Genomic DNA, 22294 nt, shown 5'->3' with positions numbered 1-22294 from the left:
CCCGAGATCGTTGATCGCGACCACCTCGATATCGGTGCGTCCCGATTCCACGATGGCCCTGAGAACGTTCCGCCCGATGCGGCCGAACCCGTTGATGGCGACTTTAACTGTCATCTTGTTGTTCCTCTCTCTGTCTCTGGTGCTGTCTTCCGGCGCCAGATGCGGAAAATCCGCCCCAAGGTCAAGCGCCCGAGGGGCGCGTCAGCGCCAGAAGGCGAGATACTCGATCAGCCCGAAGAGCTTGCGGGCGAGAAAGAGCGTGCCGGCGCCATCCTGCAGCAGGATGTCGAGGCCGAGCGCGGCGGCAATGATCAGCAAGAGGATGGCGGCGATGCGGTTCGTCATCGGCCTAGAGCAGCGTCCGGACCTTTTCGGCCACCGCCTCGGCGGTGATGCCGAAATGGCGGTAGAGCTCGTCGGCGGGCGCCGAGGCACCGAAGCCGTGCATCCCGACAAAGCCCGATTTCCCGCGCTTTCCGCGTTCTCCGTAAAGCCAGCGGTCCCAGCCGAAGCGGATCGCCGCCTCGACGGCCACGCGGACAGGCCCGCCGGGGAGGATGCGCTTGCGGTAGGCCTCGTCCTGCTCTTCGAAGATCTCCCAGCAGGGCATCGAGACGACGCGGGTGCCGATGCCCTCGGCCTCGAGGATCGCGCGGGCCTCGACCGCGATGGCCACTTCGGAGCCGGTCGCCAGCAGGATCGCCCGGCGCCTGGCCTCGGAATCGGCGATCACATAGGCGCCACGGGCGGTGAGGTTGACGCCCTTGTGATCGGTCCTGAGCGTCGGCAGGCCCTGGCGCGACAGTGCCAGCACGCTGGGGGTGGCCGTGGCGGTCAGCGCCAGTTCCCACGCCTCGGCGGTTTCGACCGTGTCGGCGGGGCGGAAGACGTTGAGGTTGGGCTGGGCACGCAGGGATGCCAGCTGTTCGACGGGCTGGTGGGTGGGTCCGTCTTCGCCCAGCCCGATGCTGTCATGGGTCAGCACGTAGGTCACCGGCATGCCCATCAGCGAGGACAGCCGGATCGCCGCGCGGGCGTAGTCGGAAAACACCAGGAAGGTGCCGCCATAGGGGCGCAGCCCGCCATGCAGCGCGAGGCCGTTCATCGCCGCGGCCATGCCGTGTTCGCGGATGCCGAAATGCAGGTAGCGGCCCTTGCGGTTTTCCGGGGAAAACTCGCCCAGGTCGCCGGTCTTGGTGTTGTTCGAGCCGGTCAGGTCGGCCGAGCCGCCCACGGTTTCGGGCATGACCGGGTTGATCACCTCGAGCGCATGTTCCGACCCCTTGCGGGTGGCCAGCTTGGGCGCCTCGTCGCTGATCTGTTTCTTCAGCGCCTTGATCCGGGCCGAGAGCCTTTTCGGCGGCTCGCCGGCCAGGACGCGGGCGAATTCGCGCCGCCGCGCGTCCGACAGGGCCGCGCGGCGTTCTTCCCAGGCCAGCCGCTCGGCGGCGCCGCGGCGCCCGATCTCTTCCCACTGGGCCTTGAGGTCGGGCGGGATGTCGAAGGGCTTGCGGTCCCATCCATAGGCGGCCTTGGCATCGTCGATCAGCGTCGTCTCGGTCAGCGCGCCGTGGGCCTTGGCGGTGTCCTGCGCGCTGGTGCCATAGCCGATATGGGTGCGGCAGGCGATCAGCGTCGGGGTGTCCGAGGCCCTGGCGGCGCCGATCACCCGGTCGATATCCTCGGGGTCGTGGCCGTCGCAGTCGTAGACCGACCAGCCGGCGGACTCGAACCGCTTGATCTGATCGGTGCGGTCGGCCAGCGCCACAGCGCCGTCAATGGTGATGCCGTTATGGTCCCAGAACACCACGAGCCGGCTGAGCGCCTGGCGGCCGGCCAGCGTGATGGCCTCCTGGCTGACGCCTTCCATCAGGCAGCCATCGCCGGCAAAGACCCAGGTGCGGTGGTCGACCAGCCGTTTGCCGAAGCGCGCGCGCAGCATTTCCTCGGCGATTGCCATGCCCACCGCGTTGGCCAACCCCTGGCCCAGCGGGCCGGTGGTGGTTTCGATCCCGCGCGCCGCACCGTATTCGGGGTGGCCCGCCGTGACCGAGCCCAACTGGCGGAAGCGTTTGATTTCGTCCAGCGACACGTCGGGCGATCCGGTGAGGTAGAGCAGCCCGTAAAGCAGCATCGAGCCGTGGCCGTTGGACAGAACGAAGCGGTCGCGGTCGGGCCAGTCGGGATGGGCGGCGTCGAATTTCAGGTGTTTCCCGAACAGGACCGTGGCGATGTCGGCCATGCCCAGCGGCATGCCGGTATGGCCCGAATTCGCCGCGGCGACGGCGTCGAGCGCGAGCGTGCGCAGCGCGGCGGCCTGGCGCCAATGCTCGGGATGGGCCTGGGCAAGGGCTTGGATCTCCATGGCGCGCCGTCTCCTTGCAGATGGGGTCGGTTTTGCTTAGCAGGGCCGGCGGCAAGATCAAGCGCGGCGTCCGAAGGACGGGCGAGGGGGGGCGAAATTCCCCCGCGCATTGGCTAAGATTGTTCGATAATACGAGAGCCGATTCGCGCCCCCGCGGCGCCGGGATGAGTACAGACGGGACCGGGAGCAGGCAGCATGAGCGATATTTCGCAACTCGAAGGCCGCATAACCGCGGCGCTGGAGCGGATCGGTAATGGGGTCGAGGCGCTGAAAGCGGCGCCGGCGACCCCGCCGGTCGAGGACAAGAGCGCCGAACTGGCCGCGTTGGCCGAGGCGCTGGAGTCCGAGCGCACCGCCAATGCCCAGCTTGAAGAGCGGGTGAAGGCGCTGCACGAGAAACAGCAAACCAAGCTTGCCGGGCTTGAGCGGCAGGTGGCCGCGCTGAGCGAGCGCGCCGACCAGAGCGAGGCCGAGGCCGCGCATTTGAAAAAGGTGAATGCCGCGCTGCGCAGGGCCAATGCCGACCTGCGCGCGGCCAACGCCCAGGGGCTGGGCGATGCGGGCGCGATCAATGCCGGGCTGGCGGCCGAGCTGGAGGCGCTGCGCGCGCTGCGCGAGGGCGACCGGGCCGAGCTTGACGGGATTATCAGCGAAATCGCCGAGCTGGTGCCGGCCGAGGAGGAGACGCGCAATGCCTGACGTTCAGATCATGATCGGCGGGCGGGCCTTCGAAGTGGCCTGCCAGGAAGGCGAAGAGCCCTACCTGCGGGCGGCTGCCAAGCTTTTGGACGTGGAAGCCTCCAGCCTGGTGGAGCAGATCGGTCGCCTGCCGGAATCGCGGATGTTGCTGATGGCCGGGCTGATGCTGGCCGACAAGACCGCCGCGCTGGACGAAAAACTGAACAGCGTCGAGGCGGCGTTCGAGCAGCAATCGACCGAGATCGAGCGGCTCAAGGCCCGGCCCGTGCCGACGCCCGAGCGGGTGGAGGTGCCGGTGATCCCGGCGGCGGTGACCGAGACGCTGGCCGAGATCGCCGCGCGTGCCGAGTCGCTGGCCGATGCGGTGGACGACGCCGCGGCGAAGTCGGCGTAGGCCGCCGCGTTCCGGGGCAGGAATGGCAGGGTCAACGCGATGCCCGGACGGGCCGCGCGGGCGCGATCAGCGGGGGCGCGTGCGACCGCCGCGGGTTGCCTCGCGGCGCAGCCGGCGGCGGCGCAACAGCCCCTCGACGGTGTCCTGAACGTGCCCGTAGACCACGGCCGCGCCCAGCATGGCCATGATGGCGCCGACAAAGGTCAGCATGCCGCCGATAAAGCCGAAGAAGGCGCCGTCGGGCAGCCACCAGCCCAGCAACAGCATCACGATGCCCACAGCGCCGACGACCGCAAAGCTGCGCGCCATGCGAGCGGGGTCGCCCCAGTTCTGTGCCAGTAGCAGGCGTGCCAGCCGCGAGCCGGCCTTTTCGCCCTCGCCGGCGCTGGCCCGTTCGGCGAGGCCGGGCGAGCCCTGCATCTCTGCGGACAGGCTGTGGCCGGGCGCGGCCTTCCAGCCCTTGGGCGTCAGGATGTCGATGATCGGCGGGGTCTTGAACTGCAGGCCGGCGCGGGGGCGCTCGGCCGTCCCGTCCGCGTCGGTTTCGGGATCGGTCTGGGCATCGGACGTTTCGGTCATGGTATCGCTCCGTTCGGAGGAAGGGGGCCTTGAAACGATTGGATCGGCGGTTTCGATCCCCGCGGCCGCGGGGCGCGTCTGTGCGGGACGGGCGGGGGCCATTTTGCGGGCGGGCGCCGTGCCCACACGTTCGGCCCGGGCCTTCAGACGGGTCCGCAGGGTCTGCAGCGCCGGCCATGACACGAACAGTGCCGACAGCGCGACGACGGACAGCGCCAGGCCGGGGCCCGCCGCCAGAAACAGCGCGCCCGCCCCGTAGGCCGCGACCAAGATGATCACCAGGTCGCGCGACCGGTTCTGCTCTTGCGGCGGCTGGCTATCGTCGGGCGGGCTCATCGGGAGGTCTCCCTGCTATTTCGGCGGCGCCGGGTCGGCCAGCGCCGCAGGGCCTGACATCTGAACAAGATATGTGCCCTGCGGCGCGCAGTTGAAAAGGGGGCGGCGCTGCGGCGCCGGGTCGCGTGGACCTCAGGCGTTGGCAGCGCGGATCTTGTCGGCGGCAGCCTTGTCGTAGTTCACGCCCTTGTCCTCGAAAAGCTGGTCGAGCTCGCCCGACAGCGTCATCTCGGTGATGATGTCGCAACCGCCGACGAACTCGCCCTTGACGTAGAGTTGCGGTATCGTGGGCCAGTCGGAATAGTCCTTGATGCCCTGGCGGATCGCCTCGTCTTCCAGCACGTTCACGTCCTGGAAGTCGACCCCCATGAACCCAAGCACTCCGGCCACGCGGCTGGAAAAGCCGCATTGCGGCGCACCCTTGGTGCCCTTCATGAACAGCACCACGTCATTGGTGGTCACGGTGTCTTCAATGCGCGTCTTCGTGTCGGTCATCGTTGCGTTCCTCTTCCTGTTCGCGAGCCTTCACCGGCTCCATGATTGCCCATCCGCCGAGAACGGGGGCCAAGCCGCACGCCGTCGCCGCCAGGCGCGCATCGCCCACCCCGAACCGGCGGTCCGGCGTCCGCGTGGCAAACGTACCCTATTTGCGCTCGCGGCCATCCTTAGTCGGGCGCGCGGGTGGTCAGCGCCAGCGCGTGCAATTCCCCGTGAGAACCGTCCATCTTGCCCTTGAGCGCGGCGTAGACGGCGCGCTGCTGCTGAACGCGGTTCATACCGCGAAAGCTTTCGTCGATCACCTCGGCGGCGTAGTGATTGCCGTCGCCGGCGATGTCGGTGATGGTGATCTGCGCATCGGGAAACTGAGTGCGGATCAGGGTTTCGATCTCTTCGGGCGCAATGGCCATCTGGATGCGTCCTTTCTGTTGTCATTGAAGATGTAAGGGAGCGCCGGGGCCGGGGCAAGCCGTCAGCCCGCGCTGACCTTGCGAAGCATTCCCTTCACGGGCCACCCGTCCGCCGCGGCGCCTTGCAGGCCTAGCCCAGCGCCTTTTCGAACGCGCCGCGGTAGAGCGCCGAGAGTTCGGCCAGCGGCGCGCTGGCGCCGTCGAAATCGACCGTGCTGCCGCCGAAGCGGCCAATCGCTGTCAGCGTCACGCCGGCCTTGCCTGCCGCCACCATCAGCGCCTCGGCCGCGTCGAACGGCGCGGCGATCAGGTAGCGCGCCTGGTCTTCGCCGAAAAGCTTGCCGGTGTCGACCGCGTCGAGCTGTACGCCGACGCCGCCGGCCTCTGCCATCTCGAAGGCGGCGAGCGCGAGGCCGCCGTCGGACAGATCGGTGGCCGCCGCGATGAGCCGGCGGTTGTCGCGGATGAATTCGCCGTGGCGCCGCTCTGCCTCGAGGTCCACCGCCGGCGCGTCGCCGTCTTCGCGGCCGAACATCTCATAGAGCAGCGCGGACTGGCCCAGATGGCCCGCGGTCTCGCCCAACAGCAGCGCCACGTTGCCGGGCTGCGGCACGCCAGCGATCAGATCGTCGAGATGGTCGAGCAGGCCCACCGCGCCGATCGTGGGCGTGGGCAGGATCGGCGCGCCGTCGGTTTCGTTGTAAAGCGACACGTTGCCCGACACGATGGGCATGTCGAGCGCGGAACATGCCGCGCCGATGCCTTTGATGGCGCCGACGAACTGGCCCATGATCTCGGGCTTTTCGGGGTTGCCGAAATTGAGGTTGTCGGTGGCGGCCAGCGGCCGGGCGCCCACCGCCGAGAGGTTCCGGTAGGCCTCGGCCACCGCCTGTTTGCCGCCCTCGACGGGGTTGGCGCGCACGTAGCGCGGCGTCACATCCGAGGTGAAGGCAAGCGCCTTGTCGGTACCATGCACCCGGATCACGCCGGCGCCGAGGCCGGGGCGGCGCAATGTATCGGCCATCACCTGGCTGTCGTATTGTTCGTAGACCCACTGCTTGGCGGCGTGGTTGGGGCTGCCGAGCAGCGCCTTCAGCCCCTCGATGGGATCGATCGCCGGCACCTCGGCCATTTCGGCTGCCGCCGGGGGCTCGACCCACGGGCGGTCGTATTCGGGGGCCGAGGAAGAGAGTTTGGACAGCGGCAGATCGGCCCAGCAGGAGCCCTTGTGCATGATGACGAAGCGGTCCTCGGCGACGGTTTCGCCGACGATGGCGAAATCTAGGTCCCATTTGTCGAAGATCGCGCGCGCCTCGGCCTCTTTGTCGGGGCGCAGCACCATGAGCATCCGCTCCTGGCTTTCCGACAGCATCATCTCGTAGGCGGTCATCGCGGTTTCGCGCTGCGGCACCTGGTCGAGGTCCAGCCGGATGCCCAGGCCCCCCTTGTCGCCCATCTCGACGGCCGAGCATGTCAGCCCCGCCGCGCCCATGTCCTGGATCGAGATCACCGCGCCCGAGGCCATCAGCTCCATGCACGCCTCCATGAGGCGTTTCTCGGTGAAGGGGTCGCCGACCTGCACCGTGGGGCGCTTTTCCTCGATGCCCTCGTCGAACTCGGCCGAGGCCATGGTGGCGCCACCCACGCCGTCGCGCCCCGTTTTCGCGCCGAGATAGACCACGGGCATGCCGACGCCCGAAGCGGCCGAGTAGAAGATCTTGTCGGCCTCGGCGAGGCCCGCGGCAAAGGCGTTGACCAGGCAGTTGCCGTTATAGGCGGCATGAAAGCGGACCTCGCCGCCCACGGTGGGCACGCCGAAGCAGTTGCCGTAGCCGCCGATGCCCTCGACCACGCCATGCACCAGTTGCCGCGTCTTGGGATGATCGACCGCGCCGAAGCTGAGCGCGTTCATTGCCGCGACGGGGCGCGCGCCCATGGTAAAGACATCGCGCAGGATGCCGCCCACGCCGGTGGCCGCGCCCTGGTATGGCTCGATGTAGGAGGGGTGGTTGTGGCTCTCCATCTTGAAGACCACGGCCTGACCGTCGCCGATATCGACGACGCCGGCGTTCTCGCCCGGCCCGCAGATCACCTGGGGGCCGTCGGTTGGCAGGGTGCGCAGCCATTTCTTGGAGGATTTGTAGGAACAGTGCTCGTTCCACATGGCCGAAAAGATGCCAAGCTCGGTAAAGGTCGGGTCCCGGTTCAACAGGCGGACGATCTCGGCGTATTCCTCGGGGTTCAGCCCGTGTGCCTGGATCAGTTCGTCGGTGATCTGCGGTTCGGTCATGCGGTGCGGCCCTTCGCGTCATTCGTTGCCCGCTCATAGGCCATGCTTTGCAGGGAAGGAAGGGGTGGTCGGCACGCGCGCCGCGCATGGTCTTCCTCGCGCCCCGCGGTGAGTGGTGGACGATCGCCGCGCGGCTGCCGGCCCTGCGCGCTTTCTTAGCCCTTTCGCCTGTGCCACTGTCGCGCGTGACAATCCCGACACAGGTGGCGCGGCAATGGCAAAAGCGGGCGGACTGGTATTTGCGCCAAGCTCGAACCCGACCGGGATCGTTCTCATGGCGCTGGCCATGTTCTTTTTCGCTTCCGCGGATACGATCGCGAAGTTCATGACTGCGGGATACCATCCCATGCAGATCGTCGGAATCCGGCAGCTTGGCCTGTTCGTCGGCGCGCTCGTCTACCTTTCGATCAAGGGCCTGTCCAAGCTCCGCAGCCGCCGTCCGGGCCTGCAGTTTCTGCGCGGGGTCTGCGCGACGCTGTCGGCCGCGCTGTTCGTCATCGCGCTGAGCTTCATTCCGCTCACCGATGCCGCCTCGATTGCCTTCGCCGCGCCCTTCTTCGTGCCCATCCTGGGTTATCTTCTGTTGGGCGAGCCTGTCGGCGTGCGGCGGTGGGCTGCGATCGTGGTCGGCTTCATCGGCACCCTGATCATCATCCGGCCCGGGTTCGAGTCGTTCCACCCGGCCTATTTCCTCGTCGTTCTAGCCGCGTTTCTGTTCGCCGCACGCCAAGTGATTTCGCGCATCCTTGGCGCCACCGAACCGACGGCGACAACGGTGCTCTTCACCGCGCTGACCAGCGTCGCGTTGCTGGCCCTGGTTCAACCCTTCGTCTGGCGGCCTGTCGCGGCGGGCGATGTCTGGCTTTTCGTTCTCTATGCCGCGGCAGCCGGGTTGGGTGAGTTCCTGGTGATCAAGGCGCTGGAGATCGCGGAGGCCGTGGTGGTCGCCCCGCTGCAATACACCATGATCTTCTGGACAACGGGGTTCAGCTTTTTCGTTTTCGACGCGATGCCCGATACCGTGACCTTTGCCGGTGCGGCCATCATCATCGCGTCGGGAATTTACTCGCTCTACCGTGAACATCTGGCGCATCAGCGCGCCGTGGGCCCGCGGGGTGTCGATAGCAAGTAGGGCCTGCTGGGCGTGCCGGAGGCAGCCGTGTGACCGGGCGACGGGCGACCAACGAGGCGAGCGCCAGCTCGCGCCCCGGACCGGCGCCGTGTCGGCCTGGATAGGGGACCATGACGAACCGCCGGCGCGTGACGCCGTTCGGCAGCTTGGCCTCGCGGCAAAAAAGAGGCCGAGACAAAGCTCGGCCCAAGTCCAACAGGGAGGTAAAGGGAAAGCCTCAACTTTCACCTTCCCTTTCGAAATATTGAGCCAAAACTATACATTCAAGAACAAAAATGCTTCGGCGCGGCAAAGCCGTGATGCCTGTTGCACATATCTCACGTCTTTGGCTGGTCCTTGCGGCGCTGCGCGGAGACGGCGATCTCTTCCATGACGAAGTCACGAAAGGCGCCGATGCGGCGGGAATGGCGTAACTCCTCGGGGTAGGCGAGGTAGACCGGCACTTCGGTGCTTTCCAGATCGGGCAGCACGCGGACCAGCGTGGGAAAGTCCTCGGTCACGTAGTCGGGCAGCACGCCGATTCCCAGCCCGTTCAGTACGGCCTGCAACACGCCGAAATAGTTGTTCACCGTCAGGGTCGAGGGGATGTCGTGGGTCATCAGCTCCTGCACCAGCCGCGCGCCGGCATTGACCTGGGTCGAGGCGATGTTCTGGCAGATCAGGCGGTGCGCGCCGAGATCGTCCATGTTTTCGGGCACGCCATGGGCGTCCAGGTAGTCGGGCAGGGCGTAAAGGCGCATTTTCACGCTCATCAGCCGGCGGCGGATCAGGTCGGCCTGGCTGGGTTCTTTCATGCGGATCGCCACGTCGGCCTCGCGCATCGGCAGGTCGAGCACGCGCTCTTCCAGCATCAGGTCGATCTTGAGCTCCGGGTACTTGGCGTAGAGCTTGGGCAGGCGCTTGGCGAGCCACAGCGAGCCGAAGCCGGTGGTGGTGGTCACGCGCAATTCGCCGAACACCTCTTCGACGCTGTCGCGGATGCGCGCCACGGCGGCGTCCAGCCTCTTGTTCATGGCGGTGGTGGCGTCGAACAGCAATTCGCCTTGCTCGGTGAGAATCAGCCCCCGTGCGTGACGGTGAAAAAGCGTGGTGTTGAGGCTTTCCTCAAGTGCGCGAATCTGCCGGCTGACCGCCGATTGCGACAGGTGCAGCGTATCGCCCGCATGGGTCAGCGACCCCGCGTCCGCGACCGCGTGAAATATTCTGAGCTTGTCCCAGTCAAGCATGGCAATATTGCATTGCCGGTTCTCCTTTTACGCAACACTCTTACCGTTGCGCTTTCACGATTGGCAATCGGAACGGGCGCGGGGATTTGATTTTGTAGGTCAGACTATTTGACCTAACATAGGGCCCAAACTCAAAGAGCAAAGGGAGGGTTCGCATGACTCGTCATGACGTGAGCCTGAACGACCGGTACGACCTGTCGAAGACGCCGGTGCTGTTGAACGGCACACAGGCGCTGGTGCGGCTGATGCTGATGCAGGCCGCCCGCGACCGGGCCGCGGGGCTGAACACCGCGGGCTACGTTACCGGCTATCGCGGCTCGCCGCTGGGCGCGGTCGACATGCAGATGGCCCGCGCCCACGACGTTCTGCAGGCGGCCAACGTGCGCTTTCAGCCGGGGCTGAACGAAGACCTTGCCGCCACCGCGCTGTGGGGAACGCAGCAGGCGGAATTGCGGGGCGAGGGAAGATACGACGGCGTCTTTGGCCTGTGGTACGGCAAGGGGCCGGGGGTGGACCGCTCGGGCGACGTGATGCGCCACGCCAATATGGCCGGCACCGCGCCCCATGGCGGCGTGCTGATGGCGATGGGCGACGATCACACGGGCGAGTCCTCGACCACGTGCCACCAGTCGGACTGGGCGATGGTCGATGCCTACATGCCCGTGCTGTCGCCCGCCGGGGTTCAGGAGATCCTCGATTACGGGCTTTACGGCTATGCGCTGTCGCGCTTCGCGGGGGTCTGGGCGGGGCTGAAGCTGATGAAGGACACCGTCGAGGTGACCTCGGTCGTCGATGGCCGGCCCGACCGGATGTCTTTTGTCACGCCCGGTTTCGACATGCCCGAGGGCGGCCTCAACATCCGGCTGAACGATCACTGGGTGCCGCAAGAGGCGCGCATGATCGACCACAAGCGGTTCGCGGCCGAGGCCTTTGCCCATGCCAACCGGATCGACCGGCGGGTCTGGGGCGGGCCGGGGGCAAAGATCGGGCTGGTGGCCGCCGGCAAGAACTGGCTCGACCTCGTCCACGCGCTCAGCCTTCTGGGCATCGACGAGGCCGAGGCCGAGCGGCTGGGCATCGCCACCTACAAGGTGGGCCAGACCTGGCCGCTGGACATGAAGGGCTTTTCCGATTTCGCCGAGACGCTCGACCTGATCGTCGTGGTCGAGGAAAAGCGCAAGCTGATCGAGGTGCAGGCGAAAGAGGCGATCTTTCACGACCGGCGCGGCCGGCGCATCTACGGCTGGCAGAACGACCGCGGGGAAGAGCTGTTCCCGACGCGGTACGCGCTCGATCCGGTGACGATCGCCGAAAAGCTGGGCGGCATCCTGATCGAGGAAGGGCGCGAGAGCGACCGCCTGCGCGCCGCGCTGACCCGTATTTCCGAGGCCCGCCGCGCCGACAATGCCGAGGAGCTGGCCGCGCGGCTGCCCTATTTCTGCGCCGGCTGCCCGCACAACACCTCGACCCGCCTGCCCGAGGGCAGCCGCGCCTATGCCGGGATCGGGTGCCACATCATGGCGATGTGGATGGACCGCGAGACCTCCGGCTACACCCACATGGGCGCCGAGGGGGCCAACTGGATCGGCGAAGCGCCGTTTTCCACCACGGGCCATGTGTTCCAGAACATGGGCGACGGCACCTATAACCATTCCGGCCGGCTGGCGATCCATGCCGCCGTCGCCGCCGGCGTGACCATGACCTACAAGATCCTCTACAACGACGCCGTGGCGATGACCGGCGGGCAGGGCAACGATGGCGGCCTCGGTCCGCATCAGATCGTGGCCGAATTGCTGGCCGCCGGGGTCAAGGCCGTCGAGGTGGTCTATGACGAGAAAGAGGATATCGACCCCAAGAGCTTCCCCGCCGGTGTGTCCTGCCACCCGCGTGACAAGCTGATGCAGGTGCAGGACCGGCTGAAGCGTACCGAGGGCGTGACCGCCATCGTCTACGTCCAGACCTGCGCCGCCGAAAAGCGCCGCCGCCGCAAGAAGGGCGCCTTTCCCGACCCCGACACGCGGGTCTTCATCAACACCGATATCTGCGAGGGCTGCGGCGATTGCGGGGTGCAGTCGAACTGCGTGGCCATCGTTCCCGAAGAGACCGAGCTGGGCCGCAAACGCGCCATCGACCAGTCGGCCTGCAACAAGGATTTCTCGTGCCTCAAGGGGTTCTGCCCCAGCTTCGTGACGCTCAGCGGCGCGACGGTGCGCAAACAGGCCAGCGCCGAGGTCGATATCGGCGATCTGCCCGAGCCCGTGCTGCCGGCTATCGACGGCACCCATAACATCGTCATCACCGGGGTCGGCGGCACCGGCGCCGTTACCATCGGCGCGATCCTGGCCATGGCCGCGCATCTCGACGGCAAGGGCGCGGGGATGATGGAAATGGCCGGCCTCGCCCAAAAGGGCGGCGCGGTGCATATCCACTGCCGCATCGCCGAGCAACCGGGCGACATCTCGGCCATTCGCGTGGCGACCGGAGAGGCCGACGCGGTGATCGGCGGCGACCTGGTGGTGACGGCCGGGGCCAAGACGCAAGGCTTGATGACCAAGGGGCGGACCGGCGCGGTGGTCAATTCGCACGACATCGTCACCGGCGCCTTTACCCGCGACCCCGAATTCCGCATCCCCTCGGGCCGGCTTCGCCTGTCGCTCGAGGCGCGCATGGGCGAGGCGGTGCAATTTCTCGACACCAGCGAACTGGCCCGCCGCCTGATGGGCGACACGATCTTTTCCAACATGATCGTGCTGGGCGCGGCCTGGCAGCGCGGGCTGGTGCCGGTCGGGTTCGCCGCGCTGGATCGCGCGATCGAGCTGAACGGCGCCGGGGTGGCCGCCAACCGCCGGGCGTTCGAGATCGGGCGCTGGGCGGCGGCGCACCCCGACAAGGCGGCCGAGGCGACCGCGCCCGAGGTGGCCCGGCCGAAGACCCTGGAAGATGTGATCGGCTTTCGTGAAACCCACCTGCGGGCCTACCAGTCGGGCCGGCTGGCCCGGCGCTACCGCCGGCTGGTGGAGCGCGCCGACGACGTGCGCCTGAAAGAGGCCATCGCCAAGGGCTATCACAAGCTTCTGGCCTACAAGGACGAGTACGAGGTCGCGCGGCTGCACCTGGAAACCGAGGAAAAGGCGCGCGAGGTCTTCGACGGCGATTTCGACATCGCCTACCACCTCGCGCCGCCGTTCCTGCCGGGCGGGGACGCCGACGGCCGCCCGGCAAAGCGGCGCTTCGGGCAATGGATGGGCGGGGGCTTTCGCGTGCTGGCCGCGCTACGGCCGCTGCGCGGCACGCCGCTCGACCCGTTCGGCTGGCAGCACGAGCGGCGCCAAGAGCGCCGGCTGATCGCGCAGTACGAGGCCGACATGACCCGCGCGCTGGCGGCGATGACGCCCGACACGCGCGACGCGGTCATCGCGCTGGCCGAGCTGCCGTTGCAGATTCGCGGCTTCGGCCCGGTGAAATCCGCGAACCTGGCCGAGGCCGAGACGCGGCGCGCCGAGCTATGGGCCGCAATCGACGCCGGCGACGCACCGATGCGCGAAGCGGCGGAATAGCGGGGCCCGGAATTTCCTGAAATTCCTGGCAGTATTCCTGCCGGAATTTCGGGCCTGAACAGATGGCCCGGCGCGCGCCGGCGCGGCTTTATAAAAGCTTTGCCGGGGCGCCGTTTTGGTGTAGCTCCGCCTCCAGCCCGGCATCGGAGGCGGGGTACGAGGAGAACGAGGCGGCGATGCGCAGCCAGGTCGCGCGGGATATCAGCTATGCCGGTTCGGCCCAGACCAAGGGGGGGCGGGTGCTGATCCGGGTTCTGGAAAACGCGACCGGCAGGCTCGGCCTGATCCGCAGGGCCGAGGGGTATGACCGCGAGGTCGCCGCCGGGCGCGACTTCTGGGAGGTCATGGCCGAGCGGTACGGGCTCAGCCTTCAGGTCATGGCCGGCAGCCTCGACAACATCCCGGCCGAAGGCCCGCTGATCCTGATCGCCAACCACCCCTACGGCATCCTCGACGGGCTGATGATGGGCTATATCCTGTCCACCGTGCGGGGCGATTTCCGCATACTCGCAAATTCGGTGTTCCGCAAGGCGGCGGAGCTGAACCGCATCATCCTGCCGATCGGTTTCGAGGAAACGAAAGAGGCGATGCGCCAGAACATCGAGACCCGCCGCCTGGCGCTCGATTACCTCGCGCGCGGCGGCGCGGTGGGGGTGTTTCCCGGCGGCACGGTCTCGACCGCCGCGCGGCCCTTTTCCTGCCCGATGGACCCGGGCTGGCGGGGCTTTACCGCGCGGATGGTGGCCAAGTCCCACGCGCAGGTGGTGCCGCTCTATTTCGAGGGGCACAATTCGCGGCTGTTCCAACTGGCCAGCCACCTGCACGAAACCCTGCGCCTGGCGCTCTTGATCAACGAGTTCCGCGCGCGGGTGGACGAGCCCGTGCGCGTGGCCATCGGCGAGCCCATCGACCGGGCGCGACTGAATGCCCATGCGGGCGACACGAAGGCGATGATGGATTTCCTGCGCCGGGCCACCTATGAGTTATCTCCAAGCCCTCTGAAGTCGTTCGATTACGGCTTCGAATTCGATGACAGGCACAGGATCTAGCGCAATGGCGGTCGGCATATTCGATTCCGGGCTCGGCGGTCTTACCGTGCTGGACGCCGTCACGCGGCGCCTGCCCGACGTGCCCTTCGTCTATTACGGCGACAACGCCCACGCGCCCTACGGCGTGCGCGATGCCGATGACGTGTACCGCCTGACCACCACGGGGGTCGAGCGGCTGTTCGCAAGCGGCTGCGACCTGGTGATCCTGGCCTGCAACACCGCCTCCGCCGCCGCGCTGAGGCGGATGCAGGAATCCTGGGTGCCCGAGGGCAAGCGCGTTCTGGGCGTGTTCGTGCCGCTGATCGAGGCCCTGACCGAGCGGCAATGGGGCGACAACTCGCCCCCGCGCGAGGTGGGGGTCAAGCATGTGGCGCTGTTCGCCACGCCGGCCACGGTCGCCTCCCGCGCGTTCCAGCGCGAACTGGCGTTCCGCGCCATCGGCGTGGATGTCGAGGCCCAGCCCTGCGGCGGTCTGGTCGACGCCATCGAACAGGGCGACGAGATGCTGGCCGAGGCGCTGGTGCGCTCTCATGTCGAGGCGCTGAGCCGGCGGATGCCGCACCCTGAGGCGGCGATCCTCGGCTGCACCCATTACCCGCTGATGGAGGCGGCGTTCCAGGTCGCGCTCGGCCCCGACGTCACGGTCTATTCACAGGCCGATATCGTGGCCGAGAGCCTCGCCGACTATCTCGAGCGCCGCCCCGAGATGGTGGGCGCGGGCAAGGAAACCATGTTCCTGACCACGGGCGAGCCCCGGACGGTATCGGACAAGGCCACCCAATTCCTGCGACGACGGATCGAATTCGCCGCGGCGTGATTGCGCGGCGCGCGTCCATTCCCTAAATATCCGTCACGTTCCAGGAAGGTCGTTCAATGACCCACTCTATCGCCATCCTCGGCGCCTCGGGCTATACCGGGGCCGAGCTTGTCCGGCTGATCGCCACCCATCCCGATCTGCGCATCGCCGCGCTGTCGGGCGAGCGCAAGGCCGGCCAGCCCATGGCCGCCGTCTTTCCCCATCTGCGCCATCTCGACCTGCCGGACCTCGTGAAGATCGAGGAAATCGACTTTTCCGGCATCGACCTGGCGTTCTGCGCGCTGCCCCACGCCACCAGCCAGGCCGTCATCAAGGAGCTGCCGCGCGATCTGAAGATCGTCGACCTCTCCGCCGATTTCCGGCTGCGCGACCCGGCCGCCTACGAGAAATGGTATGGCAAGCCCCACGCCGCGCCGGAGATGCAGGCCGAGGCCGTCTACGGCCTGACCGAGTACTACCGCGAAGAGATTCGCGCCGCCCGGCTGGTTGCCGGCACCGGCTGCAACGCCGCGACGGGCCAATATGCGCTGATCCCGCTGATAAAGGCCGGGGCGATCGACCTTGACGAGATCGTGATCGACCTCAAGGCGGGGGTTTCGGGCGCGGGCCGTGCGCTGAAGGAAAACCTGCTGCATGCCGAGCTGTCCGAAGGCTTTCACGCCTATGCCGCGGGCGGCGTCCACAGGCATCTGGGCGAGTTCGACCAGGAGTTCAGCAAGGCCGCAGGCCGCCCTGTCGAGGTGCAGTTCACGCCCCACCTTATCCCGGCCAACCGCGGGATTCTGGCCACCGTCTACCTGAGAGGCGAGGCGGGGGCGATTCATGACGCCTTGGCAAGCGCCTACAAAGATGAGACTTTCATTCAGGTTTTGCCCTTGGGCGAGCATCCCTCGACGCGCCATGTGCGCGGCTCGAATTTCGTGCATATCGGGGTGGTGGCCGACAGGCGGCCGGGCCGGGCGATGGTGATCGCCGCGCTCGACAACCTGACCAAGGGCTCGTCGGGGCAGGCGATCCAGAACGCCAACCTGATGCTGGGGCTCGACGAGGCGGCGGGGCTGATGCTGGCCCCCTGCTTTCCGTAAGGGAGAGAGACATGCGCGGACTGAAGAAGAAACGGCGGATACAGGTGATCCTGGTCGCCTTCGTGGCGCTGGCGGTGTCGACCGGGCTGATCGGCTATGCGATGCGCGACGGGATCAATTTCTTCCGCTCGCCCAGCCAGATCGCCGACACCCCGCCGGCCCCGACCGAGGTGTTCCGCATCGGCGGGCTGGTCGAGGAGGGCAGCCTGGTGCGCGGTCAGGGCGAGACCGTGCGGTTCAACGTCACCGATGGCGGCGCTGTGGTGCCGGTCACCTACAGGGGCGTGCTGCCCGACCTCTTCGCCGAGAACCAGGGCATGATCGGCACCGGCCGCCTGGTCGATGGCGTGTTCGAGGCCAGCGAGATCCTGGCCAAGCACGACGAAAGCTACATGCCCAAGGAAGTGGTCGACGCGCTGAAAGAGCAGGGGGTCTACCGCGACGCGGAGGGCGAGGCACCGAACGGTAGCTGAGCCCGGCGTTAACCCCGCCCGAGAAATCGTGCCCCCGGTTTTCATTGAAGCCGGGGGTTTTTCATGCGGTCCGTCCAGCAGCTTGCCGAAGAGATCGTCGCCCGAGAGGGCGGCTATGCGAACGACCCGGACGACCCGGGCGGCCCCACCAGGTACGGCGTCACCCTGCACACGATGCGCCGGCTGGGGATCGACCTGACCGGCGACGGTCGGGTCGATGCCCGCGACGTGCAGCGGTTGGGCCGGGCTGAGGCGGCCGAGATCTTCGTCGAGCATTATTTCCGCCGCCCGCGCATCGACGCGCTGCCCGAGGCGCTTCAGCCGGGGGTTTTCGACATGTACGTGAACGCGGGCCCCAACGCGGTGCGGCTGTTGCAGCGGCTCTTGAACGACATGGGGCAACGGGTGTCGGTCGACGGGGTGATCGGCCCGCAGACCATCGCCGCGGCCGAGGCGGCGGCCGCCGCCGCGCCGGGCCATATCGCCGACGCCTACGGTATCGCCCGGCGCAACTACTATTACAGGCTCGCCGACCGCCGCCCGGCCAGCCGCAAATACGCCCGCCGGCGCGACGGCGGCAAGGGCGGCTGGATCCTGCGCGCGGAAGAATTCATCGCGCCGCGGTATCGTCTCAGCGCGGCCGAGCATCGGGCGAGGGTCGCGGCATGGGGCTGATCGAGGGTTTGTTCTCGTTGGTCTTCGGGCAGGGCCGCAACGTGGTGGCCGAGACGGCCGAGGTGTTCCGTGTCAACGCCGAAGGGGCCGACGCGCGCGAGGCGGCGTTGCGCAACGCGGTGCTGGCCGAGTTCGCCGCCGAATTCGCCCACCCGCGCAGGGCGGCGTTCGATCGGGTTGTGGACGGGCTGAACCGCCTGCCGCGCCCGGCGCTGGCCTTCGGCACGCTGGGGCTGTTCGTGGCGGCGATGGTCGACCCGGCCTGGTTTGCCGCGCGGATGCAGGGGCTTGCGCTGGTGCCCGAGCCGCTTTGGTGGCTGATGGGCGCGATCGTCAGCTTTTACTTCGGGGCGCGGCACCAGGCCAAAGGGCAGGAGTTCCAGCGCGCCATCGCCGAGACGCTGGCCCGTGCACCGCTGGGCGTGGCGGCACGCGCGGCGGCGCCGGCGACGGGGCCGAATGCGGCGCTGTCGGCGTGGCGCGGGCAGGCGACGGCAGAGTACCGGGTTGCTGACGCCACGAGCTGAGGGCGGCGCTGGCCCCGGCATACCGCATGCGGTTGCCGGACCCCTTCCCGACATCGCCGCGTGCGGCCCAACGCTCACGTTTGCGTAACCCCCGCCCTGTGCCTTGCGAAAACCCATTGGCGTGCGGGGCCGTCAAGTTTAAGACATGGCTCATGTTTATCGAGCTTGGCCACTTTGCCCTGACCCTCGCTTTCGCCGTCGCCCTGGTGCAGATGGTGATCCCCCTCATCGGTGCCCACAAGGGCTGGAGCGGCTGGATGGCCGTGGCCCAGCCCGCCGCGACCGCGCAGTTCCTGCTGACGGCGTTCAGCTTTGCGGCGCTGACCTACGCGTTTGTCACCTCTGACTTCTCGCTGAGGGTCGTGGTCGCCAACTCGCACACGCTGAAGCCGATGCTCTACAAGATCTCGGGCGTATGGGGGAACCACGAGGGTTCGATGCTGCTATGGGTGCTGATCGTGACGCTTTTCGGCGCCATGGCGGCATGGTTCGGCGGCGGCTTGCCGCCCAGCCTGCGGGCGCGGGTTCTGGCGGTGCAATCGGCCATCGCCGTGGCCTTCTTCGCCTTTATCCTGTTCACCTCCAACCCGTTCGAGCGGCTGGCCTTCCCGCCTTTCAACGGCCAGGACCTCAACCCGCTGTTGCAGGATCCCGGCCTCGCCTTTCACCCGCCCTTCCTCTACCTCGGCTATGTCGGTCTTTCGATCTGCTTTTCCTTCGCGGTGGCCGCGCTGATCGAGGGGCGCGTCGACGCCGCCTGGGGCCGCTGGGTGCGGCCCTGGACGCTGGCCGCCTGGATCTGCCTGACCGTGGGCATCGCGCTGGGCTCGTGGTGGGCCTATTACGAGCTTGGCTGGGGCGGCTTCTGGTTCTGGGACCCGGTGGAAAACGCCAGCTTCATGCCATGGCTTGTGGCCGCCGCGCTGCTGCATTCCGCGATCGTGGTGGAAAAGCGCGAGGCGCTGAAAAGCTGGACGATCCTTCTGGCCATCGTCGCTTTCGGGTTTTCGCTGATCGGGGCGTTCATCACCCGCTCGGGCGTCATCACCAGCGTTCACGCCTTCGCCTCGGATCCCGAGCGCGGGGTGTTCCTGCTGCTGATCCTCGCGGTGTTCATGGGCGGTGCGCTGACGCTCTTTGCCGCAAGGGCCAGCGCGATGGAGGCCAAGGGCGTCTTTGGCCTGGTCAGCCGGGAAACGGCGCTGGTGTTCAACAACATCCTGCTGGCGGTTTCGGCGCTTGTGGTCTTTGTCGGCACGATCTGGCCGCTGGTGGCCGAGATGGCCTTCGACCGCAAGTTGTCGGTCGGCGCGCCGTTCTTCAACATGGCCTTCACGCCGTTCATGATGATGCTGGGGGCGATCCTGCCCATCGGCGCCATCCTGCCGTGGAAACGCGCGCGGCTGGGCCAGGCGCTGCGCCGGCTCGCCCCGGCGCTGGGGCTGGCCGTCGCGCTGGGCGCGCTGGCCTATGCCATGCAGACCGGCAAGACGGCGATGGGGCCGATCGGCGTGATGCTGGGCACCTGGCTGATCGCGGGCGCCGCGGTGGATCTGTCGGTGCGCGCGGGCCGCGGCGGAACCGGCGCCAAGCTGCGCCGCATGGCCCGGCTGCCGCGCTCCGACTGGGGCAAGGCGGTGGCCCATTCGGGGCTCGGCATCACCATGCTGGGCATCGCCACGCTGTTGGCCTGGCAACAGGAAGACATCCGCGTGGCCCAGGTGGGCGAGCGGTTCGAGGTGGGCGAATACGGCATTGTCCTGGAAAAGGTCGAACGCATCGAGGGCCCCAACTACATCTCGACCACCGGCACGATGAGCGTCTGGCGCGGCGATAACAGGGTCTCGACGCTGTTTCCGGAAAAGCGCGTCTATCCGGTGGCGGGGATGCCGACCACCGAGGCCGCGCTGGATAGCGGCGTGTTCCGCGACATCTACCTCGTGATCGGCGATGCGCAGGCCGACGGCGGGTGGGCGGTGCGCACGTATATCAAGCCGTTTGCCAACTGGATCTGGTCGGGTGCGATCATCATGGCGCTGGGCGGGCTGCTGAGCCTTTCGGACCGGCGCGTGCGTGTCGCGGCCGGCGCGCGTAAACAAACCCCGCCCTCGGGCGCGGTGCCCGCGGAGTGACACCGATGATCAAACGCCTTGCCCTGGCCCTTGCCCTGCTCGCGCCGCTGCAGGCCGCCGCGGTCGAGCCCTCGGAAATACTGGCCGACCCGGCGCTCGAAGAGCGCGCGCGCGAGATATCCAAGGGCCTGCGCTGCCTTGTCTGCCGCAACGAGAATATCGACGATTCCAACGCGTCGCTTGCCAAGGACCTGCGGCTGCTGGTGCGCGAGCGGCTGACCGAAGGCGACAGCGACGAAGAGGTGATGGACTACGTGGTCGACCGCTACGGCGAATACGTGCTGCTGCAACCCACCCTGACGGGTTCGAACATCGTACTATATATCGCGGGGCCGGCGATGCTGCTGTTGGGTCTCGGCATCGCCTTCGTCTATATCCGCGGCCGCCGCCGGCAGGAGACCGCGCAGCAAGGGCTGTCGCCCGAGGAAGAGGCCCGCCTGAAAGAGATCATGGGCGAGTAGCCCCTTTCGCCCCCCCGGCTCCTTTGCCATGGTGCGCGCGGCAGGGGCAGAAAGGGCAGCGCCATGGTCTACAAGGTCATAGAATACCGGGTCGAGGCGGATGTGGCGGTGATCACGCTGAACCGCCCCGAGGTGATGAACGCGCTCAACACCCAGATGCGTGCCGAGATCCTCGACGCCATCGGCCACGGCGCGGCCGAGGCGCGCGCGCTGGTGCTGACCGGCGCGGGCCGCGCGTTTTGTTCGGGGCAGGACCTGGGCGACCGGGTAAGCACCGCCAGCCACGACCTGGAGCGCGTGTTGCGCGACGAATACGAGCCGATGCTGAAGGCGATCACCGATTGCCCGATCCCCACCATCGCCGCTGTCAACGGCGCGGCGGCGGGGGCGGGGGCCAACCTGGCGCTGGCCGCCGACGTGGTGATCGCCTCTGAAACGGCGATGTTTCTGCAGGCCTTCGCCCGGATCGGGCTGATCCCCGATGCTGGCGGCACCTATTGGCTGCCCCGGCAGATGGGGCTGGCCAAGGCGATGGGCGCCGCGCTGTTCGCCGAGCCGATTTCGGCGCGGCAGGCTGCCGACTGGGGCATGATCTGGGAGGCCGTGCCCGAGGACCGGTTCGAGGCCCAGTGGCGCGCCCGGGCCCGCCACCTCGCCGAGGGGCCGACGGCGACCTACACGCGGCTGAAACAGGCGCTCAGGGCCAGCTTCGACAACGATCTGGACACCCAGCTTGCGCTTGAGGCGCACCTCCAGGGCGAATGCGGCGAAAGCCGGGATTTCAAGGAAGGCGTGGTGGCCTTTCTGGAAAAGCGCAAGGCGCGGTTCGAGGGCCGGTAGGGGCGCCGCGCGCGCGGTGGTCTCAGTCCGTCGGGACGGCCTGCCAGCGCGCCTCGAGCGCCTCGATGGCGCGGACGCGTTCCTCGGTCTTGGGGTGGCTCATCAGCCAGGCGGGTACTGCGCCGCCGCGCGCCTCGGTCAGCTTTTCCAACTTGGAAAACAGCGATTTCTGCGGCTCGGTGCCGATCCCGGCCTTGGTCAGCAGGGCCGCGGCATAGGCGTCGGCCTCGTATTCGTCCTGCCGGCTCAGCCGCGCGGCCAGAAGCGTGGTCAGCGCGTTCGCGATGTAGATTCCGATGCCCGGCAGGATTCGGCCCAGCACCATGGCCAGCGCCGTCCTGAGCGCGTTCTGCCCGGAAAAGTCGATCATCCGCCGCCGCGCATGGCCCAGCGCGACATGGCCCAGCTCGTGCGCGATGACGCTGGCCAGTTCCTCGGCGCTGACCTCGCCATCGCGGTAGCGGTTGTAGAACCCCCGCGTCAGGAAGATGCGCCCGTCGGGCGCGGCCAGCCCGTTGACCGGGTCGATCTCGTAGAGGTTCACCCTGATGCGCGGCAGATCCAGCGCCTTGGCCATCCGGTCGGTCAGCGATTTCAACCGCGCATCGGCCAGTTCCGACGAGCGCGCGTCCAGCTCGCGCGACGTGCGCCAGCTCGAAAAACGGTACATCGCCAGCGCATAGAGCACGGCAAGAAGGATCGGGGTGAACTTCAGCATGGTTCAGATATGGGGCCGCGGGCCGGTATGG

Annotated in this window: 22 protein-coding genes; 13 read left to right on the top strand and 9 right to left on the bottom strand. The window is 67.7% G+C overall.

The features are described from left to right. The 3 genes from Ga0609869_RS14025 to tkt form a co-directional block, all read right to left on the bottom strand. Nucleotides 1-114: glyceraldehyde 3-phosphate dehydrogenase NAD-binding domain-containing protein (locus Ga0609869_RS14025; protein WP_281273244.1), on the bottom strand; the 114-nt coding region annotated here is incomplete at its 3' end. An 87-nt stretch (nucleotides 115-201) separates the two neighbouring features. Further along, complete coding sequence (locus tag Ga0609869_RS14020) at nucleotides 202-345, bottom strand: hypothetical protein (protein WP_170168808.1); 144 nt, start codon at nucleotides 343-345, stop codon at nucleotides 202-204. A gap of 4 nt (nucleotides 346-349) precedes the next feature. Beyond that, nucleotides 350-2365 (bottom strand): transketolase, encoded by a 2016-nt coding sequence (gene tkt / locus Ga0609869_RS14015; RefSeq protein ID WP_125404803.1) that lies wholly within the window; start codon nucleotides 2363-2365, stop codon nucleotides 350-352. 195 nt (nucleotides 2366-2560) lie between these two features. Between tkt and Ga0609869_RS14010 the strand changes: the two genes are divergently transcribed. Beyond that, nucleotides 2561-3064: a hypothetical protein gene (locus Ga0609869_RS14010; protein ID WP_125404805.1), complete on the top strand. Its 504-nt coding sequence runs from the start codon at nucleotides 2561-2563 to the stop codon at nucleotides 3062-3064. Next, on the top strand, nucleotides 3057-3458 hold the full coding sequence (locus tag Ga0609869_RS14005; RefSeq protein ID WP_125404806.1) for a cell division protein ZapA: 402 nt from the start codon (nucleotides 3057-3059) through the stop codon (nucleotides 3456-3458). Before Ga0609869_RS14010 ends, Ga0609869_RS14005 begins: the two co-directional genes overlap by 8 nt. Before the next feature lie 66 nt (nucleotides 3459-3524). Here Ga0609869_RS14005 and Ga0609869_RS14000 read toward each other — a convergent pair whose 3' ends face one another. From Ga0609869_RS14000 to purL, 4 genes are all read right to left on the bottom strand, one after another. Then, nucleotides 3525-4373 carry a hypothetical protein gene (locus Ga0609869_RS14000; RefSeq protein ID WP_125404808.1) on the bottom strand — a complete coding sequence of 283 codons (849 nt, stop codon included), beginning with the start codon at nucleotides 4371-4373 and terminating at the stop codon, nucleotides 3525-3527. A 132-nt stretch (nucleotides 4374-4505) separates the two neighbouring features. After that, nucleotides 4506-4868 carry a Grx4 family monothiol glutaredoxin gene (grxD, locus tag Ga0609869_RS13995; protein ID WP_125404810.1) on the bottom strand — a complete coding sequence of 121 codons (363 nt, stop codon included), beginning with the start codon at nucleotides 4866-4868 and terminating at the stop codon, nucleotides 4506-4508. Between the two features lie 170 nt (nucleotides 4869-5038). Next, on the bottom strand, nucleotides 5039-5281 hold the full coding sequence (locus tag Ga0609869_RS13990) for a BolA/IbaG family iron-sulfur metabolism protein (protein WP_125404812.1): 243 nt from the start codon (nucleotides 5279-5281) through the stop codon (nucleotides 5039-5041). 130 nt (nucleotides 5282-5411) lie between these two features. Further along, nucleotides 5412-7571: a phosphoribosylformylglycinamidine synthase subunit PurL gene (purL, locus tag Ga0609869_RS13985; RefSeq protein ID WP_125404814.1), complete on the bottom strand. Its 2160-nt coding sequence runs from the start codon at nucleotides 7569-7571 to the stop codon at nucleotides 5412-5414. Nucleotides 7572-7686: 115 nt separating this feature from the next. Between purL and Ga0609869_RS13980 the strand changes: the two genes are divergently transcribed. Then, nucleotides 7687-8703 carry a DMT family transporter gene (locus tag Ga0609869_RS13980; protein WP_211336801.1) on the top strand — a complete coding sequence of 339 codons (1017 nt, stop codon included), beginning with the start codon at nucleotides 7687-7689 and terminating at the stop codon, nucleotides 8701-8703. Nucleotides 8704-9020: 317 nt separating this feature from the next. Here the strand turns inward: Ga0609869_RS13980 and Ga0609869_RS13975 are convergent, their stop codons facing one another. Continuing rightward, nucleotides 9021-9929, bottom strand: coding sequence for a LysR family transcriptional regulator (locus Ga0609869_RS13975; protein WP_125404815.1), 909 nt, complete (start codon nucleotides 9927-9929; stop codon nucleotides 9021-9023). Between the two features lie 155 nt (nucleotides 9930-10084). Between Ga0609869_RS13975 and Ga0609869_RS13970 the strand changes: the two genes are divergently transcribed. The 10 genes from Ga0609869_RS13970 to Ga0609869_RS13925 all read left to right on the top strand — a co-directional run bounded on the left by Ga0609869_RS13970 (nucleotide 10085) and on the right by Ga0609869_RS13925 (nucleotide 21545). After that, entirely contained in the window at nucleotides 10085-13486 is a 3402-nt protein-coding gene (locus Ga0609869_RS13970; RefSeq protein WP_125404817.1) for an indolepyruvate ferredoxin oxidoreductase family protein, read from the top strand. Between the two features lie 176 nt (nucleotides 13487-13662). After that, nucleotides 13663-14535 carry a lysophospholipid acyltransferase family protein gene (locus Ga0609869_RS13965; protein ID WP_125405406.1) on the top strand — a complete coding sequence of 291 codons (873 nt, stop codon included), beginning with the start codon at nucleotides 13663-13665 and terminating at the stop codon, nucleotides 14533-14535. Between the two features lie 4 nt (nucleotides 14536-14539). Continuing rightward, nucleotides 14540-15352, top strand: a complete 813-nt coding sequence (locus Ga0609869_RS13960) for a glutamate racemase (protein WP_125404819.1) — start codon at nucleotides 14540-14542, stop codon at nucleotides 15350-15352. Nucleotides 15353-15408: 56 nt separating this feature from the next. After that, complete coding sequence (gene argC, locus Ga0609869_RS13955; RefSeq protein ID WP_125404821.1) at nucleotides 15409-16437, top strand: N-acetyl-gamma-glutamyl-phosphate reductase; 1029 nt, start codon at nucleotides 15409-15411, stop codon at nucleotides 16435-16437. Between the two features lie 11 nt (nucleotides 16438-16448). Then, entirely contained in the window at nucleotides 16449-16910 is a 462-nt protein-coding gene (ccmE, locus tag Ga0609869_RS13950) for a cytochrome c maturation protein CcmE (RefSeq protein ID WP_125404822.1), read from the top strand. Nucleotides 16911-16973: 63 nt separating this feature from the next. Beyond that, nucleotides 16974-17585 carry a holin-associated N-acetylmuramidase gene (locus tag Ga0609869_RS13945; protein WP_125404824.1) on the top strand — a complete coding sequence of 204 codons (612 nt, stop codon included), beginning with the start codon at nucleotides 16974-16976 and terminating at the stop codon, nucleotides 17583-17585. Next, entirely contained in the window at nucleotides 17576-18112 is a 537-nt protein-coding gene (locus Ga0609869_RS13940) for a holin family protein (RefSeq protein ID WP_125404826.1), read from the top strand. Before Ga0609869_RS13945 ends, Ga0609869_RS13940 begins: the two co-directional genes overlap by 10 nt. A 152-nt stretch (nucleotides 18113-18264) precedes the next feature. Next, nucleotides 18265-20244: a heme lyase CcmF/NrfE family subunit gene (locus Ga0609869_RS13935; protein ID WP_125404827.1), complete on the top strand. Its 1980-nt coding sequence runs from the start codon at nucleotides 18265-18267 to the stop codon at nucleotides 20242-20244. An 8-nt stretch (nucleotides 20245-20252) separates the two neighbouring features. Further along, nucleotides 20253-20705 (top strand): cytochrome c-type biogenesis protein, encoded by a 453-nt coding sequence (locus Ga0609869_RS13930; RefSeq protein ID WP_438826883.1) that lies wholly within the window; start codon nucleotides 20253-20255, stop codon nucleotides 20703-20705. A gap of 63 nt (nucleotides 20706-20768) precedes the next feature. Further along, the gene (locus Ga0609869_RS13925) at nucleotides 20769-21545 is read left to right on the top strand and encodes an enoyl-CoA hydratase-related protein (RefSeq protein WP_125404831.1); all 777 of its coding nucleotides are present in this window, start codon (nucleotides 20769-20771) and stop codon (nucleotides 21543-21545) included. A gap of 22 nt (nucleotides 21546-21567) precedes the next feature. On the opposite strand, the gene Ga0609869_RS13920 is transcribed toward Ga0609869_RS13925, so the two are convergent. Next, entirely contained in the window at nucleotides 21568-22263 is a 696-nt protein-coding gene (locus Ga0609869_RS13920) for a M48 family metalloprotease (RefSeq protein ID WP_125404832.1), read from the bottom strand. Nucleotides 22264-22294 lie beyond the last annotated feature (31 nt).

Source organism: Rhodovulum iodosum, assembly GCF_041020385.1.
Taxonomy (GTDB): domain Bacteria; phylum Pseudomonadota; class Alphaproteobacteria; order Rhodobacterales; family Rhodobacteraceae; genus Rhodovulum; species Rhodovulum iodosum.
Note: the sequence above shows the minus strand (reverse complement) of the source record. Positions and strands in the feature narration are given on the sequence as shown.